Below are 16,888 nucleotides of genomic sequence, written 5' to 3'. Positions count from 1 at the left end.
TTTATCCTTGTATGTGACAACCGCATCCCCCATTTTACTATTCTATATTATGAATTTTATTAAGGACTAATTTGCCATGAATGCAGTATTAGTAATATTGGCTATTGTTTTATTACTCATTGGTTTATTAGGTACATTTATGCCTGCTTTACCTGGTCTGCCTCTCATGTTCGGAGGTGCATGGTTACTGGCATTGAGCAGCAATTATCAGATTATGGGGGCACCCACATTAATTACTTTAGGTATACTGACTTTATTAGGTTGTTTTCTGGATTATATGGCCGGTATGCTGGGTGCTAAACATAGTGGTGCAAGCAGAAGAGCTATCTGGGGTTCTTTTATTGGTGCGATTATTGGCATGTTTTTTGCCTTACCGGGCATGGTATTGGGGCCGCTAATTGGTGCAGCAACCGGTGAATTTATTGCCAGACGGAATCTGGTCGCTGCCGGCAAGGTAGGTTTTGCCACACTGATTGGTCTGGTTGTTGGTGTGGTTGCCAAAATTGGCTGTGCATTTGCCATTCTGATTACCATCGCTGTGATGTATTTGTATTCGCTATATTAATTATTATTATGTAATAATAGCCATAATTTCAGGACTGTGTCTGAAACTGACTTGTTATTCACCCATTCCAAACAATTCTGTTTCAATTGTCTGCTTATCAGGGCTTGTCTTATCATAGCTTGCCCATAAGTACTGGCAATCAATTTCTATTATCTGTAAAACTAAAATTATGCCCGCTGCTGCTTCATTCGCATTGCCTAAAACCAGACAGACTGTAATCTGGTCTGATTTAAATGCTGGTAGTCTGCCATTATTACTTAGCCAGCATTTACCTGAAAAAAAACTGAAAATTATTTTAACTGCAGATGCCGAACAGGCAATCCGTATTCAGGCAGCATGGCAATTTTTTGATCCTGCTGCACGTATCATGTTTTTCCCGGACTGGGAAACTCTGCCCTACGAACATTTTTCTCCTCATCATGAGCTAGTATCAGAGCGACTAAGTACACTGTGGCAACTAAAAAACGGACTGGTTGACGTTTTATTGTTACCGCTGGCAACAGCCATGCAAAAAATTGCTCCTCCTTCATTTTTGCTGGGACATACTTTCTGGCTGAAAACCGGGCAGGAACTGAATATTGAAGCATTGAAACACAGCCTGGTTGAAGCCGGCTACAACCATGTTTCTCATGTGGTGGCGACCGGAGAATTCGCTATGCGTGGCGGTATTCTCGATATTTTTCCAATGGGCAGTGACACACCGTTTCGTCTGGACTTATTTGACAATGAAATTGATACCATCAAAACATTTGATGCAGACAGCCAGCGTACATTAACCAAAGTAGATGAAATTCGTCTGTTACCGGCACATGAATTTCCAACCGACAGTGATGCACAGAAAATATTCCGCAGCCGCTTTCGGGAAGAAATCAATAGCGAAGCCCGAAAAGCAACTGTTTATAATGCAGTATCTGAAGGACATTTCGGGGCGGGTGTTGAATATTACCTGCCTTTATTTTTTGAAGAAGAATGCGTCAGTATCTTTGATTATACAGATGATGAAGCCATTCTGGTTTGTCTGGGTGATATTCATCAAGAATCTGCCCGTATCTGGCAGGATGTCAAACAACGCTACATTCTGGCACAAGGCGATCCGGCCTATCCACCTCTGGCACCAGATTATCTTTATCTTAGTGAAGACCAGTTCGGGGCACGTATTAAATCTTATGCGCGTCTTGTTCCGCAAATCAGCGAAGACACTACTTATACGCTGCCAAGTGTCGCAGTAGACAGACAGGCTGATGATCCGCTGCACACACTGAAAAATTTTCTCCAACAATGGTCAGGACGGGTACTGATTTGCGCAGAAAGTCTCGGACGCCGGGAAACCATGCTCAATTTTATGCGCCAGTACAGTTTACAGCCAGATATTGTCAATAGCTGGCAGGACTTTCTGAACAGTAATTCCAGCTTGTGCCTGACTATTGCGCCGTTAAGTTACGGTTGCCTGCTGACAGATCAGCAACTGGCCATTATTACTGAGGCTGATTTATACCAGTATGTTATTCGCGGCCGGCGTACAAGACGCAAGCATAGTGCTGTTTCTGACGGCATGCTGCGCGATTTGGCTGAAATTAAAATTGGTGATCCGGTAGTACATGAACAACATGGTATCGGACGCTATCAGGGTCTGGTAACCCTGGATTTAGGTGAAGGTGCCTGTGAAATGATGCTACTGGAGTATGCTGAAGGTTCTCAGTTATATGTACCTGTTAGTCAGCTCCAGCTTATTTCCCGCTATGCAGGCAGTGCTCATGATAACATCAGTTTGCATAAACTGGGTCATGGAGCATGGGATAAAGCACGACATAAAGCCGCGGAAAAAGCCAGAGATACAGCTGCCGAATTATTAAATCTATATGCTCAGCGTGAAGCTCAGCAAGGCCACCGTTTTAGTCTGAATGAGATGGATTATCAGGCTTTTGCCAATGGCTTTGGCTATGAAGAAACCGAAGATCAGGCTGCGGCAATCGCTGCAACCATAAAAGATTTATGTGCTGAAAAGCCCATGGACAGACTGATTTGCGGAGATGTAGGCTTTGGTAAAACTGAGGTTGCGCTACGCGCCGCTTTTGTAGCAGCAATGGCTGGTAAACAGGTGGTAGTACTTGCACCAACTACACTGCTTGTTGAGCAACATGCACAAAATTTTGCTGATCGCTTTGCAGACTTCCCGATTAAAGTTGCCCAGCTTTCCCGTTTTAATACCAGTAAACAAACACAGGCCACACTTGCCGGACTGGCTGACGGCACAGTAGATATTGTGATTGGTACCCATAAATTGGTTCAGCCGGATGTCCATTTTAAAAATCTGGGACTGGTTATTATAGATGAAGAACATCGCTTTGGCGTACGTCAGAAAGAACAGCTTAAACGCCTGCGTGCTAATGTGGATGTGCTTACACTGACCGCAACACCTATTCCGCGTACATTAAGCATGGCTCTGGAAGGCCTGCGTGATTTTTCATTGATTACCACAGCTCCAAGCCGCCGGCTGGCTGTAAAAACCTTTGTTCGTCCTTACAGCGATGGTTTAATACGAGAAGCCGTATTACGTGAACTGAAACGTGGCGGACAGGTATTTTTCCTGCACAATGAAGTTGATACTATTGCTAACACTTATGAAAAATTAACTACTTTATTACCTGAAGCCCGTATCGGTATCGCTCATGGACAACTGCGTGAACGCGAACTGGAGCAGATTATGCGGGATTTTCTTCAGCAGCGTTATAACGTGTTACTGTGTTCAACTATTATTGAAACCGGAATTGATATTCCCAATGCCAATACGATCATTATTGAGCGGGCTGATAAATTTGGTCTTGCCCAGTTGCATCAGCTGCGTGGCCGTGTAGGCCGTTCTCATCATCAGGCATATGCATATCTACTGATACCGGATGCAATGACCAAAGATGCACAGAAACGTCTGGAAGCCATAGAAATGGCTGATGATCTGGGAGCCGGATTTACATTAGCCATGCAGGATTTAGAAATCCGTGGTGCCGGCGAAATTTTGGGTGAAGGACAGTCTGGTGAAATGATTCAGGTCGGATTTACTTTATATACCGAAATGCTAAAGCAAGCCGTGCGCAATTTGAAGAAAGGCAGAGAGCCGGATTTGGATGCCCCGCTGGGTATTACCAGTGATATTAAATTGCATAGCCCTGCTCTGCTGCCGGAAAGTTATTGCCCGGATATTCATGCCAGACTGGTGTTGTATAAACGCCTGGCCAGCTGTGAAACCGAAGCTGAGATAGACCAGATACACGAAGAACTGATCGACCGTTTCGGACTTCCTGAACCGGCCGTCTCCACGCTGATTGCCAGCCATCATTTACGCATTGAAGCAGCCAGCTTAGGCATAGACACAATTGACGCCAGTAGTGAAGCCATTACTTTTACTTTTGGCAAACATCATCGCATTAATCCCGCAACTATTGTAGCCATTATGCAAAGTGATAAAAACTACCGTCTGATTGGAGCAGATAAACTCAGAGTTAGCATTGGTATTGAAGACGTTATGCAACGTGTCCAGATTATTAAAAACATTATGAAACAACTTGCGGTTGATGCCAGCTAAACCTAAAAATAACAGGTAAGCATTTTTAGCTGACAACCAAAAATATAAATCAGCATTTAAAGCTGAATAACAAAAAGCAGTCATACGATGAAAATAGTATGGCTGCTTTTTATTTTGTATCAGTATTGAAAACAGCCGGAATTTACCAAATTTTCTAGAGTGAGACTTTAGCTGAATTTATCCAGAGCAAACAGCTCATTAGCATATTTTTTTAGCCACTTACGAGCATTATCAGCATCAGCACAGTATTCTGCAACCATTGCCCAGAAAGCTTTACCATGGTTGGCATGGCGCAAGTGACACAACTCATGAATACAGACATAATCCACCACGTCAGCAGGTGCGCCAATTAATCTCCAGTTCAGACGGATTCCGCTACGCCGGCGACATACTCCCCAAAAAGTTCGTGCCTGACTTAATGTCATTGCCATTGGCTGCAACTGCATTACATTTGCCCAATATTGCAAGCGTAGCAACAATTCTTTTTTGGCACTTTGTTTTAACCATGCTTTCAAAAGTACATAGGGCGACTGCGAATTTACCAGTGGTACTAAAAAGCCATATTGCTTATGCCATTGCACTCTTGTTAGTACGGATATCTGAGTAAAAGGATATGCCTGACCACGAAACCAGATAAATTCAGGTAATGCTGCCGCTATTTTTTCTGATTGCTGCCACAGTTTTTTAATAGCGATTTCATTAACGTTCAGCCATTCAGACAAAGATTTCATTGATACAAATGGCGGAACGTTAATATCCAGTAAACAACCTGATGCTGGACGTACAATAATATTTTTTTTTGCTGTACGCCGTAATTTCAGCCTGATGGTATCGCCATCTGTAGTTGTGTGAAGAAATTCCGACATGACAACTAATCTGTTAAAAATGTAAATAAATTACTATCTGAGACAAGCAGACACTTCTATTAACCAGCACACCATATCATTCATATCCCGTTTCAGATTCAGCTTTAAAAAAAATTAAATAGGCTATCTGTTTATCTGCTCAGGATTCAGCAAAACACTATTTCACAAATAAAAAAGTATCAATATTCAACTAATATCAATTAGTGCGGCACAAACGGCGTTGGTACTTGCGGATGCTCTGGTGCAAATGGCCCTACCCCCTGAATTTTTACTTGCTCGGATTCTATCCATTGCTCACAGATTCTGATTAATTCTTCCGGATTATGAGCTGACTCATAATGAATCGGTTCACCAATCACTACTGTTACTTTACCCGGATATTTAAAAAAGGAATCTTTAGGCCAGAATTCGCCACTATTTAATGCGACCGGCACCAGATTCATATGTAGTTCCTGTGCCATTCGGGCAGCACCTTTTTTATAATGGCCACGGAAACCTGGCTTAATTCGTGTACCTTCCGGAAAAATACAAATCCACATCCCCTTTTGCTTGCATATTTTCCCCTGACTGATAATCTGGGCATTTGCCGCTTTAGGGTTTTTACGATCAATACCTATTGTGCCGCGCCATTTGAGTGCCCAGCCAAAAACCGGTATACGAAAAAGTTCGCGTTTAGCCACAAAGGCAAGATCAGGGAAAAATACCAGCATGGCCAGCGTTTCCCAACCGGATTGGTGTTTACAGCACACAATTCCGGGTTCGCGCGGAATATTTTCCCGGCCGGTTACTTCGTATTTCAATCCGATAATGTGCTCCAGCATCCAGAAAAGAGATTTTCCCCACACAGTGGTTGTCCATGTAACCCCTTTTGGTACCAGCATGGAAACAATTACTACCACCAGCCAGATTAATGAAAATACACACAAACAAAACCAGTAAATCAAATTACGCAACAACAGCATGTTATATTATTCCTCGGCTGCCTGTTCAGCCAGAGTACGACAATATTTGGCAAAATCCAGCAAATCATCGTACACCTGAGTATCTTCCGGCAATTCTTCCATTTTTAATGTTTCCTTGCCTTTACCGGTTAAAACCAGTACAGGATGACCGCCAATTGCGGCAATTGCCTGCATATCGCGAATACCATCTCCGACAAGCCAGGTATTTTCTGCTTTCATATGCAGACGATCCAGAATATCCAGCAGCAAACCCGGTTCAGGTTTACGACATTTACATTTAGCATTACCGGTATGCGGACAAAACCAAACCCCGCTTAAGCGGCCGCCAGCTTTCTGTATATGAGTATGCATTTTGCTATGTACTTCATTCAGCTGCTGCATACTGACCTGATTACGCCCGATACCAGACATATTTTCCGCCACAACAACGGTATAACCACTTTGAGTCAGAAAGGCAACAGCATCCATACTACCCGGTAAGGGAAGCCACTGATCAGGATCGCTGATGGGCTGTGGTTGCATAACATTCAACACACCATCGCGATCCAGTATGATTAATTTGCCTTTTCCATTCAATGCCATATTTAACCTTATTGCACCGGCTTCAAACTTTGCCGCCACTGAATCAAAGCACTATCAAATACGCCATCAAGTAAAGACTGATTTTCATCATTAATTTCTACATGATAAAAACTTTGCAAGGCCGGCGTATTTAATGTTTGCACATAATCTTCCATAAAACGACCATAGCCCTCATCTTCATCTTCATAGTAATAAAGTGAAAACCGTCGTCCTTCATCATTAAAATCACTGTCTTCCAGACAACCGGCCATATTATTCAGAACAAATTCAGCTCCGCTCATAACCTGAGCTTTCAGTGCTGCCATATCTTCTTCTGCAGCTTCATCCCATTGCGGATTATATAAACCCCGGCGTACAGCCCATGACCAGTAATAACCCATATGTGTAGCAGCATTAGCCAGTGACAACGCAGGCGGATAATCTTCTTCTGTATGGAATACTATATTATCAAATATCATAATTTAGCTTTCATCCACTATTTAAGAATGAGCAGAAATGTCTGCTATTATTTACTCACTTAATAAGGCAATATCGGCCACAGCATTCATCTGCTGAGATAAACACAGTAATAAAGCCAGACGGTTATTCTTAATAGCTTCATTTTCATCCATTACCATCACATTAGTAAAGAATGCATCCACTTTTTCTTTAATTCCGGCCAGCTCGGTTAATGCCTGAGCAAAATCCTGCCGTTTCAGCACAGCTTGAATTTTTTCTGCAACCTGCTCAGTTGCCTGATAAAGCTGTTTTTCATCCTGCTGCTGCAAAAGATCCGGATTAACAGCGGATAAAGCAGAAATATCGGCTTTTTTCAGTAAATTATGAACACGTTTATTAGCTGCAATCAGTGCAGTAGCTTCATCCAGCTGTTTAAAGCGGGTTACTGCGGCAAGTCTGGCTTCCAGCTCACCCAGATTTTCTACCTTACCGGCCAGTACAGCAGCCACTACATCCTGTGCAAAGGAATTCTGTAACAGAATTGCCAGTCTGGCCTGCATAAACCCGGCCACTTCGCTGACAGTATTTTCAGCCAGTCTGCCTGAAGCAAATGTATCAAATGCTGCCTGTAATAATGGCTTCAGCGCCAGATTGTGCTGCATCAGCATTCGTAAAATACCCAGTGCACTGCGGCGCAACGCATACGGATCTTTATCCCCGGTCGGAATAAGCCCGATACCCCAGATACCGAGCAAAGTTTCCAGTTTATCTGCCAGAGCAACCACTGTACCAGTTAAATTGTCCGGTAAAGCATCATTAGCAAAACGCGGCCAGTAATGTTGCTCAATTGCTACAGCAACATCAGCATTTTCACCATCATGCAAAGCATAGTATTTACCCATAATTCCCTGTAGCTCAGGGAACTCCCCTACCATGTCGGTCAGTAAATCAGCTTTAGCCAGCTCAGCAGCACGTACAGCCTTATCTACATCAGCATTAAGTAGCGGTGCAATAGCTTTTGCCAGCTGAGTAATACGCTGAACTCTTTCTGCAACACTACCCAGCTTATTGTGATAAACCACGTTTTGCAGACGAGGCAGACGACTTTCAAGAGTCGTTTTCTGATCCTGACGGTAGAAAAATTCGGCATCTGCCAGACGGGCTCGTAATACACGCTCATTTCCATGAATAATATGTACCGGATTTTCTGTTTGCAGATTAGATACCAGCAGGAAACGATTAATTAGTTTGCCATCACTGTTTAACAGCGGAAAATACTTCTGATTTTGCTGCATGGTTAAAATCAGACATTCCTGCGGCACTTGTAAAAAGCGCTCATCAAAACCTGCCTGTAGAACTACCGGCCATTCAACCAAAGCTGTAACCTCATCCAGCAAGCCTTCTGCATAGGCTACCTGAGCATGTAGTGCATCAGCCGCTACAGATAAACCTTGCTCAATACGGGCTCGGCGCTCGGCAAAGCTGGCTACTACTTTACCCTGCTCCAATAATACTTTTTCATAATCTGAAGCATGGTTAAAAATAATTCTGTCTTTACTCAAAAAACGATGACCTAAAGTCCAGTTCTGGCTGTTTAATCCCAGGACACTGCCAGCAACCGTTTCAGTACCATGCATCATCACCAGTCCATGTACAGGCCGGACAAAAGTAAAGGTACTGCTACCCCAGTGCATCACTTTCGGAATAGGCAGTTTTTTGATAGATTGATTCAATATATCGCTTAACAAGGCATTCAGTGGTAAACCGGCCTGAGTATATTCATAGGCAAATACCATTTGTTTGGCATCATTAATCTGGCTAAGCTGACTGATTTCTACCTGATTACTGCGGGCAAATCCCTGCAAAGCCTTAGTAGGCTCACCATCTTTCATACCCGCTGTTACACTGGGACCTTTTTTCACAATTTGCTGGTCTGCCTGCACCGCTTTAACATTTTGCACCAGAACACCCAGCCGTCTGGGTGCAGCAAATACCTGATAATCAGCCACACCATTAATCAGCTGTGCTTTTTCCAGACCCTCAACAACTCCGGCGGCCAGACTTTCACCCAGATTATTCAGTGCCCTTGGTGGCAATTCTTCAGTACGCAGTTCAATTAATAAAGGAGCATTCATGCAAGTATTACTTTCATTCAGTTTCAGGCAGTCTGATTAGTTGTATTTTTATTCAGTAATGGAAAACCAAGTTTTTCACGGCTTTCAACATATTTTTGTGCAACTGCACGGCTTAAAGCACGAACACGGCCGATATAAGCAGCCCGTTCGGTTACAGAAATAGCACCGCGTGCATCAAGCAAATTAAATGTATGTCCTGCCTTAAGTACTAATTCATAGGCAGGTAATGCAAGACTGACATCCTCTACAGCCAGCAAACGTTTTGCTTCGGTTTCATAATAATTAAACTGTGCCAGTAACCATTCTGCATTACTGAATTCAAAATTATAAGTAGACTGCTCGACTTCATTCTGATGATATACATCACCATAGGTGACAATCCGGCCATCATGAGTTTTAGCCCAAACCAGATCATAGACATTTTCAACACCCTGCAGATACATTGCCAGCCGCTCAATACCATAGGTAATTTCACCCAATACAGGCGAACAGTCCATACCGCCTACCTGCTGGAAATAAGTAAACTGAGTCACTTCCATACCATTGAGCCAGACTTCCCAGCCAAGTCCCCAGGCGCCCAGAGTCGGATTTTCCCAGTCATCTTCAACAAAACGGATATCATGCTGACAGGGATCTATACCCAGTTCCTGTAAAGATGCCAGATATAACTCCTGAATATTATCAGGAGCAGGCTTCAGAGCGACCTGAAACTGATAATAATGTTGCAGACGATTTGGATTTTCACCATAACGCCCGTCCTTAGGACGGCGTGACGGCTGCACATAGGCTGCAAACCATGGTTCCGGCCCCAATGCACGCAAACAGGTTGCCGGATGGCTGGTACCCGCTCCTACCTCCATATCCAATGGCTGTAACACCACGCAGCCCTGTTTAGCCCAATAGTTTTGTAATGTAAAAATAATTTCCTGAAAAGTCAGCATGACGTGAAATTTCTGATAGTCTGCAAAATTGTCTATTTTACTGTGCTTGCAAGCAGTTGAACAGCCATAGACCTGCACGTGGATAAATACCGGCACAATAATAAAAATAAAAAACACTTGCACCTTTAGGGCGCTAGTGAAACGATAGTCATCTCACAAATTACCTTAGCAAGCAAAATATGTATCGCGGTGAACGCTTTAATGCGTACTCTCATTTTATCGGTTTTATTCTTGCCATTACAGGCACCGTATTTTTATTAATTAAATCCGCCATGTACGGAGATGCTTACCGTATTGTCAGCTCAGCCATTTATGGTGCCAGTCTAATATTCTTATATGGTATATCTACACTTTATCATTCAATTTATTCTCATCGAGCCAAAGCGGTATTACAAAAATTTGATCATTGTGCAATTTATCTGTTAATTGCAGGCAGTTATACACCTTTTACCCTTACCACATTACACGGAGGCTGGGGCTGGTCAATTTTTGGCATATCATGGGGACTGGCAATATTTGGTATTATTCAGGAAGTGACTATCGGACGTAAAAGTGAAACCCGTATTCTGTCATTAGTCCTGTATATGATTATGGGCTGGTTGATTATTGTTGCTATTTATCCGTTGATTCACCGGATGTCTGCACCAGGGTTATTCTGGCTGACTGCCGGCGGGCTGGCATACAGTATCGGCATATACTGGTTTGTCAATGATGAAAAAATTCGTCATGGACATGGTATCTGGCATTTATTTGTTTTGTTAGGCAGCCTGGCTCAGTATATATGTGTTTACGCCTATATCTAGCTGCTCAATTACCTCATGAAATAGATTTTGCAGTGATTAATGGTAATTTTGCGACCAGTCCAGGTATAAAAATGGAACTAGGCTATACTTAACAAAATTTCAGGGTAATTTAAGTTACTAAAGATTTATTTTTACTGATTAATCTTTAATATATATTAGAAAGGATCATAATGACTTGGAGTAAACAAGCCATTGATGCAGTTCAGCCTATTTATCATCAAATTATGCAACACCCTTTTATAGTCCAGTTGGCAAATGGCTCTCTAACACAAACACGATTTAATCATTATCTTGAACAAGATACCTTATATCTGGCCGAATACCGGAGCATATTAGCTACTATCGGAGCAAAATGTCACAACAGCAGCCATCAGAAACAATTTTTGCATTTTGCTATGGCCACCATTGAAGCAGAGCAAATAGTTCATCAATACTTTTTAAAGAAATCTACTTCACTGACCTACCAAACCATGCCTGCGACTGCACTGTATACTGGTTATTTATACCAGCAGCTAACCACACAACCGCTGGCAGTCGCAGTAGCCAGTATTTTACCGTGTTTTTATTTGTATCAGCAGGTTGGAGAGGCCTTACAGCAGCAACAGCTTGCATCTAATCATCCGTATCATGCCTGGATTAGTACTTATGCCAGTGAAGCGTTCAAACAGGATGTTATCACCGTGGTAGATATTGCTGATCAATTGGCTGCCAATAGTATGCCAGACATTCAAGCACAGATGACAGAAGCCTTTCTTACTGCGGCGAAAATGGAATGGCTGTTCTGGGACGGTGCCTGGCGGCTAGAAAGCTGGCCGATTTAAATTGCACACTATTGGTGATTAGTCCGGCTATCAACATCACAGCTGCCGTGATCATCATTGAATTGAGTAAGATCAATAGCAACTAAATCCAATAACCACACGGTTATTTTCATGAGAAGTTACCCTCAGCCTACATGATGCTATATAACACTAAATAAATTTCTTACAATATTAGTGCCACCACTAATTATACTTATTGCCTCACTACTATTAACTGATCAGCAATCTGCACTGCTGATAAAAACAGCCAATGGGTAAAAAACATAACAGCCTCATATAATCCAGATGCATTTAAACAGTATGCATTCAAGCGCTTTGCCTGCTATAAATATCATCTGTATCATGGGTTATGAATTGCCTTTAAAACGAGTATTTATCCAGCCATGTATCCAAAAAATCTTGCAACCACCAATGAAATACCATTAGACCAGAAAATCAATCTTGAAACTGCCCGTATCAACTGGCATGAACTGCAAACTCACTTTGCCCGGGGTGTTTGCATATATGTTGCACCAGAACTGGATTTGGTCAATATAGCCCACATGATAGCTACTGATAACTCCGCTGCCATTGCACTTTTGATTCAAGAAGGTAAAATTGGTAAAGTAAGCGATATAATGGCGCAACAATATTATGATTGTAACCAGCCAATGTGGGCAGTAGTTGTTATGCCATATGTGCTGGTACAGCCTGACAATACTATTGTTGAAAACAATTAATCATAAGCATTTTAAAAGAAAGAGAATATAATGCAACGTCAAAATCAGGGGTTTACATTGATTGAAATGATGGTCACTATTACCATTCTTGCCATATTGGCAGCGATTGTCTTCCCATCATACAAAAACTATCAAATAAAAACCCGCGAACAAAATGCCCGTGCCGACCTAATGCAAAATGTTAGCAATCTGGAAAAGTATTATGCTAAAAACAATACATTCAGTGGATATTCTGAAGAGCTCAAACAAAATAAAAGCGCAAAATTTTTCACCTTTTCCGGCACATATGAATCTGATAATTATTCCCTGACAGCCACTCCTACTGCAGCAAACAGCGGGGAAGAAAAATCCATTGTTTATGATAGTGTTCGTGGTATGTTATTGTGCTGGGGAGAGAATAATAGTAGTACAGACGCCAATAACAGTAGTGCAAGCGCCAGTAATCTCAGCCATTGGGCAAACTGTAAACCATTTTAATTTACTTTCACATACAGTTAATGACTGGTGTTTATTGGAGAATATTTTTATCTATTTAATGTACAATTTATACAAATGATTGTTATTTTTTAATATCTATAAGACCAAGCAAGATATCAGATTCAAATCAAAGGATTGATATCTTGCTTAACAAAAATATATGAATACACTTAAATCTGTTTTACTACTTTCTGTTACTTTGATTTTCACAAACTCTGCACTCGCTGCTAGTCATAAAGAAGTTATTAATAATAATGAATTTAATGAAACTGAAAAAATCATAGCCCAGATGTACTATCAGCAACAGCTAATTGAAAAGGAAATCGACAGATTATCCGCTTCAGCTATTCAGAATGATAATCAGGTTAAGCTGTTTAAAAACTGTAAACAGCCGGAGTGCCATCAATATTGGGAAACAACATCCTTTCATCTTGATCCGAATCAGAATTTCACTTATCAGAATCAGATTAGTAAAGACGGACAAAGCAAATCAGTTACCCGTAGAGGTAAAATTACTCAGCGTAATAACAGACAAACTTTAATACTGAATAATGCATACAATGAACCAGATGTTTATTTACAACAGTAAATTCTCAACTTTCAAAAGTATAGAATATAAAATATCCGATAAATAAAAAGGCAATGATTTTTCATTGCCTTTTTATTTAACTATTATAAAAATATAAAAATCTATTTATATTTACGTTTCGGTGACGTCACCACAGAGCGCTCGATTATCTGATCTAGCTTATAAACATACTGATTATCTGTAGCTGTACCCGTTACATCATCCGGTTTAACTTCATATACATTCAGACGTAATACCTGATTTTCCTGCGGATTAAACTGCCAGCCATCAATCTTGCCGGCAAAATTACGCCACACACCAGTTTTAACCTTAACCCCCTGATCATTGTAGCTAACTTCTCTGACTTTCAAACACTGGGCTGCGCCCTGTGCAGTTTGGCAGGTTTGGGTTTGCGGACTTATTTCCCAAAATACCACAGTAGGCTGACCATACTGAGCAACGGCAGCAGGAACACCGCGCCAGAGCAAATGTTCCCCGCGCCGGTTTTCAATCCATAATTCTGGCTGCGCATTCTGGTCGTTTTCAGCATTAAGCAGCCCTACATGTAATATCTGACCATTCATAAAAGCCACAACTGCAGAGTCCTGCGCCATAATATCAGGCGCACAGGCTTTCATAGTGCTTACCGGAGCCTGAATTTGCATATCCTGATCATTTAACTGATAGTTAGAACTGATATTATTACAGCCACCGGAAATATTCAGCCGCTGACCGGAAAAATTCAATATCATAGATGAGCCGGCTGCAAAACCTGGTAACGGCTGGCCTTGCCGGTCAGTAGCTTCAGCCAGCTGCCAGTCATAGGCATTTAACTGCGGAACAGTGACGGCACTTAACTGCGGAACAGTGACGGCACGCATACTTACCTTACGGTCAGATGTATGTGCACAGGCAGCAAGACTGCCGGCAATCAGAGCGGAAACTGCTAATTTTTTGATATTCATAAGTACATCCTTGCTAAAATAACACTACACTTGCACATTAAAATAATTCAACACATAAAACAACAGTCATGTTTTATTCGGCAGACAGATATAACTATCATGCAACAACTGCCGCAAATACAGGAGTATTCTTATGCAATTCGGTATCATTATAATTGGTGATGAAATTCTGAATGGTTCGCGTCAGGACAGCCATTTTGTTTTTTTCAAACAATTATTACAACAACACGGTTTATATATGGCCTGGGCGCAATATTTACCAGATGATCAGGCAGTCATTACCAGACAGCTTATTGAATCATTTAAAGAAAAAATACCTGTTTTTATTACCGGCGGCATAGGTGCCACACCAGACGACCATACTCGCCAGGCCTGTGCAAAGGCATTAAACCTACCGTTAACACCTCATCCGGAAGCACTAAAAGCAATTGAAGCTATTTCACTGAAACAGGGAGATACTCTTGACAGCCCTGCACATTTGCAACGGACAAAAATGGCTGAGTTTCCACTGGGCTCAGCATTGATACCTAATCCTTTCAATAACATTGCCGGTTTTTCAATCAATGAGCATTATTTTTTCCCGGGCTTTCCCCAAATGGCACACCCCATGGCGCAGTGGGTACTGAGTCAATATTACCAGCAGAATTTTTTCCGGCAAAAACTGGTAACTAAAGCAGCTCTGGTTGATGGTGTGCCTGAGTCCAAAATTACGCCATTGATGGAAGCAATTGAACACAGCTGGCCTGGGATTAAAACTTTTAGTTTACCCACCATTCGTGATGATTTACCGGCAGAAGAACAAATACATTATTACCGTCTCGAATTCGGTCTGAAAACTCATGGTGAAAATTCTGCTTTTTTGCCAGAAGCCTGGGAATATGTATTACAGGAACTACAAAAACTGGGAGCAACCAATATTATCCCGCTGGATAAAAGCAGTGAGGGCTGAATATAAAGATATGACTGATGGCTTATCTCAGAATAAATCCGATTATTTATAGAAAAATTACCTGTTCAAACGTAAAAAAAAAGTGGTTTAAACTAAATCCATTATACTAACAGGCAGAAATAACCATACTTTTGCTACTTTACATGCAAAACGGTTTTGTATTTGCGTTCCCATTATCAAGCAACTAGAATTTCACCAGTTCACTGACAGATTGCAACATTAATCTGTAAACAGACTGCCGGTGTATACACAACCATCAAACGGACTGAAATTAATCAACAACAGTACATTTCTGTAACAGGTTTAAATTTATTCATGACAACACTGAACACATACAATTTTTCTGCCGGTCCTGCAATACTGCCAGAGGCCGTATTAGAAACAGCACAGGCTGAAATGCTGGATTATAATGGTACTGGTTGCTCAGTCATGACCATGAGCCATCGATCAGATGCTTTTATTAGTATTCTGCACCATGCCGAGCAGGATCTGCGCCAGCTTATGCATATTCCGGACAACTATAAAGTTTTGTTCATGCAGGGCGGTGCCAGTGCCCAGTTCAATATGGTCGTAATGAATCTGGCCAATGGTTTTAAGCGGGTTGATTCAGTAGTCTCCGGTAACTGGAGCCGTATCGCACACAGCCAGATGGGTAAACTTTCCGATGCAGAAATACATCTGGCAGCACATGGTGGTGATTTATATAACTACACAGATGTACCGCCGGTTGAAAGCTGGGATGTGGATCCAAATTCTGCATTTGTTCATTACTGCATTAATGAAACAGTACATGGCCTACAATATCGCAACATTCCCAAACCAGATGGTTTGCCCCCTGTCATCTGCGATATGTCGAGCGAAATTTTATCACGACCAGTAAATGTGGCAGATTTTGGCGTTATTTATGCCGGTGCACAAAAAAATATCGGACCATCAGGTGCTACTATTGTGATTATTCGAGAAGATCTGCTTGATCGCTGTTCTGAACGAATACCTGATGTGTGGAATTATCAAAGTCATATCAGCCGGCAGGGAATGTACAACACTCCGGCAACTTACCCGATTTATATTTCAGGTCTGGTATTTCGCTGGCTGCAAACTCACGGTGGTGTGGAACAGATGGAAGCCATTAATACCCTTAAAGCTGAAACTTTGTATTCTGCTATCGATAACAGCAATGGATTTTATATCAATAATGTGAAACAGCATGCACGCTCACAGATGAATGTTATTTTTCATACACCTACAAAAGAGCTGGATAAGATATTTGTAATGCAAGCCGGTGCTCATGGTTTGAGCGGATTACAAGGCTATAAATCAATGGGTGGAATGCGGGCGAGTATTTATAATGCCATGCCCATACAGGGGGTTGAAGCTTTAGTGGAGTTCATGCAGGAATTTCAGCGCCGCTACGGATAATTAACTGATTTTTTTTCTGATTACTGGTGTGGCGATAATATACCACACCAGTTTTTCATCCCTATTCTGGAAATATTCAATTCGCTCAAAGCTAAGTT

16 protein-coding genes are annotated in these 16,888 nt (G+C 41.7%); 9 read left to right on the top strand and 7 right to left on the bottom strand.

Annotated features, from left to right (window positions below; translation table 11 throughout):
- Window positions 1-76: 76 nt before the first annotated feature.
- Together GY065_RS04810 and mfd are read left to right on the top strand one after the other, a co-directional pair.
- A complete protein-coding gene (locus tag GY065_RS04810; RefSeq protein WP_025330591.1) occupies window positions 77-565 on the top strand; it encodes a DUF456 domain-containing protein in 489 nt (162 codons plus the stop codon).
- Between the two features lie 169 nt (window positions 566-734).
- Window positions 735-4,145, top strand: a complete 3,411-nt coding sequence (gene mfd / locus GY065_RS04805; RefSeq protein WP_174833269.1) for a transcription-repair coupling factor — start codon at window positions 735-737, stop codon at window positions 4,143-4,145.
- 167 nt (window positions 4,146-4,312) lie between these two features.
- Here the strand turns inward: mfd and GY065_RS04800 are convergent, their stop codons facing one another.
- The 6 genes from GY065_RS04800 to glyQ form a co-directional block, all read right to left on the bottom strand.
- Entirely contained in the window at window positions 4,313-5,011 is a 699-nt protein-coding gene (locus GY065_RS04800; RefSeq protein ID WP_084587065.1) for a M48 family metallopeptidase, read from the bottom strand.
- 200 nt (window positions 5,012-5,211) lie between these two features.
- Window positions 5,212-5,973, bottom strand: coding sequence for a 1-acyl-sn-glycerol-3-phosphate acyltransferase (locus GY065_RS04795; RefSeq protein WP_037475573.1), 762 nt, complete (start codon window positions 5,971-5,973; stop codon window positions 5,212-5,214).
- A gap of 6 nt (window positions 5,974-5,979) precedes the next feature.
- A complete protein-coding gene (gene gmhB, locus GY065_RS04790; protein ID WP_025330587.1) occupies window positions 5,980-6,555 on the bottom strand; it encodes a D-glycero-beta-D-manno-heptose 1,7-bisphosphate 7-phosphatase in 576 nt (191 codons plus the stop codon).
- Between the two features lie 8 nt (window positions 6,556-6,563).
- The gene (locus GY065_RS04785) at window positions 6,564-7,013 is read right to left on the bottom strand and encodes a cell surface protein (RefSeq protein ID WP_180214728.1); all 450 of its coding nucleotides are present in this window, start codon (window positions 7,011-7,013) and stop codon (window positions 6,564-6,566) included.
- 51 nt (window positions 7,014-7,064) lie between these two features.
- Complete coding sequence (glyS, locus tag GY065_RS04780) at window positions 7,065-9,128, bottom strand: glycine--tRNA ligase subunit beta (protein WP_174833268.1); 2,064 nt, start codon at window positions 9,126-9,128, stop codon at window positions 7,065-7,067.
- 23 nt (window positions 9,129-9,151) lie between these two features.
- Window positions 9,152-10,069: a glycine--tRNA ligase subunit alpha gene (gene glyQ / locus GY065_RS04775; protein ID WP_037392164.1), complete on the bottom strand. Its 918-nt coding sequence runs from the start codon at window positions 10,067-10,069 to the stop codon at window positions 9,152-9,154.
- Between the two features lie 179 nt (window positions 10,070-10,248).
- On the opposite strand from glyQ, the gene GY065_RS04770 reads away from it, so the two are divergent.
- The 5 genes from GY065_RS04770 (at window position 10,249) to GY065_RS04750 (ending at window position 13,478) form a co-directional block, all read left to right on the top strand.
- Complete coding sequence (locus GY065_RS04770) at window positions 10,249-10,872, top strand: hemolysin III family protein (RefSeq protein WP_084547783.1); 624 nt, start codon at window positions 10,249-10,251, stop codon at window positions 10,870-10,872.
- A 170-nt stretch (window positions 10,873-11,042) separates the two neighbouring features.
- On the top strand, window positions 11,043-11,693 hold the full coding sequence (locus GY065_RS04765; RefSeq protein WP_174833267.1) for a TenA family protein: 651 nt from the start codon (window positions 11,043-11,045) through the stop codon (window positions 11,691-11,693).
- 383 nt (window positions 11,694-12,076) lie between these two features.
- The gene (locus GY065_RS04760) at window positions 12,077-12,412 is read left to right on the top strand and encodes a DUF2288 domain-containing protein (protein WP_174833266.1); all 336 of its coding nucleotides are present in this window, start codon (window positions 12,077-12,079) and stop codon (window positions 12,410-12,412) included.
- Between the two features lie 30 nt (window positions 12,413-12,442).
- Window positions 12,443-12,889, top strand: a complete 447-nt coding sequence (locus GY065_RS04755) for a type IV pilin protein (RefSeq protein ID WP_174833288.1) — start codon at window positions 12,443-12,445, stop codon at window positions 12,887-12,889.
- A gap of 160 nt (window positions 12,890-13,049) precedes the next feature.
- Complete coding sequence (locus tag GY065_RS04750; protein ID WP_174833265.1) at window positions 13,050-13,478, top strand: hypothetical protein; 429 nt, start codon at window positions 13,050-13,052, stop codon at window positions 13,476-13,478.
- A 101-nt stretch (window positions 13,479-13,579) separates the two neighbouring features.
- Here the strand turns inward: GY065_RS04750 and GY065_RS04745 are convergent, their stop codons facing one another.
- Complete coding sequence (locus GY065_RS04745; RefSeq protein ID WP_174833264.1) at window positions 13,580-14,422, bottom strand: META and DUF4377 domain-containing protein; 843 nt, start codon at window positions 14,420-14,422, stop codon at window positions 13,580-13,582.
- Between the two features lie 133 nt (window positions 14,423-14,555).
- Here GY065_RS04745 and GY065_RS04740 point away from each other — a divergent pair, with 133 nt between their 5' ends.
- Together GY065_RS04740 and serC are read left to right on the top strand one after the other, a co-directional pair.
- Window positions 14,556-15,371: a molybdopterin-binding protein gene (locus GY065_RS04740; RefSeq protein ID WP_174833263.1), complete on the top strand. Its 816-nt coding sequence runs from the start codon at window positions 14,556-14,558 to the stop codon at window positions 15,369-15,371.
- 315 nt (window positions 15,372-15,686) lie between these two features.
- On the top strand, window positions 15,687-16,790 hold the full coding sequence (serC, locus tag GY065_RS04735) for a 3-phosphoserine/phosphohydroxythreonine transaminase (protein WP_084551571.1): 1,104 nt from the start codon (window positions 15,687-15,689) through the stop codon (window positions 16,788-16,790).
- Window positions 16,791-16,888: the final 98 nt, after the last annotated feature.

This window comes from Snodgrassella sp. ESL0323, assembly GCF_013346865.1.
Lineage (GTDB): Bacteria > Pseudomonadota > Gammaproteobacteria > Burkholderiales > Neisseriaceae > Snodgrassella > Snodgrassella alvi.
This window is presented reverse-complemented; position numbering and strand designations above follow the sequence as displayed.

Excerpts from the sequence above, each read along its gene's own strand:
- GY065_RS04765 (WP_174833267.1), top strand. The coding sequence starts at position 11,043 with ATGACTTGGAGTAAACAAGCCATTGATGCAGTTCAGCCTATTTATCAT.
- GY065_RS04740 (WP_174833263.1), top strand. The coding sequence starts at position 14,556 with ATGCAATTCGGTATCATTATAATTGGTGATGAAATTCTGAATGGTTCG.
- glyS (WP_174833268.1), bottom strand. The coding sequence starts at position 9,128 with ATGAATGCTCCTTTATTAATTGAACTGCGTACTGAAGAATTGCCACCA.
- mfd (WP_174833269.1), top strand. The coding sequence starts at position 735 with ATGCCCGCTGCTGCTTCATTCGCATTGCCTAAAACCAGACAGACTGTA.
- gmhB (WP_025330587.1), bottom strand. The coding sequence starts at position 6,555 with ATGGCATTGAATGGAAAAGGCAAATTAATCATACTGGATCGCGATGGT.
- GY065_RS04760 (WP_174833266.1), top strand. The coding sequence starts at position 12,077 with ATGTATCCAAAAAATCTTGCAACCACCAATGAAATACCATTAGACCAG.
- GY065_RS04745 (WP_174833264.1), bottom strand. The coding sequence starts at position 14,422 with ATGAATATCAAAAAATTAGCAGTTTCCGCTCTGATTGCCGGCAGTCTT.
- glyQ (WP_037392164.1), bottom strand. The coding sequence starts at position 10,069 with ATGCTGACTTTTCAGGAAATTATTTTTACATTACAAAACTATTGGGCT.
- GY065_RS04795 (WP_037475573.1), bottom strand. The coding sequence starts at position 5,973 with ATGCTGTTGTTGCGTAATTTGATTTACTGGTTTTGTTTGTGTGTATTT.
- GY065_RS04755 (WP_174833288.1), top strand. The coding sequence starts at position 12,443 with ATGCAACGTCAAAATCAGGGGTTTACATTGATTGAAATGATGGTCACT.
- GY065_RS04810 (WP_025330591.1), top strand. The coding sequence starts at position 77 with ATGAATGCAGTATTAGTAATATTGGCTATTGTTTTATTACTCATTGGT.
- GY065_RS04770 (WP_084547783.1), top strand. The coding sequence starts at position 10,249 with ATGTATCGCGGTGAACGCTTTAATGCGTACTCTCATTTTATCGGTTTT.
- GY065_RS04785 (WP_180214728.1), bottom strand. The coding sequence starts at position 7,013 with ATGATATTTGATAATATAGTATTCCATACAGAAGAAGATTATCCGCCT.
- GY065_RS04800 (WP_084587065.1), bottom strand. The coding sequence starts at position 5,011 with ATGTCGGAATTTCTTCACACAACTACAGATGGCGATACCATCAGGCTG.
- GY065_RS04750 (WP_174833265.1), top strand. The coding sequence starts at position 13,050 with ATGAATACACTTAAATCTGTTTTACTACTTTCTGTTACTTTGATTTTC.
- serC (WP_084551571.1), top strand. The coding sequence starts at position 15,687 with ATGACAACACTGAACACATACAATTTTTCTGCCGGTCCTGCAATACTG.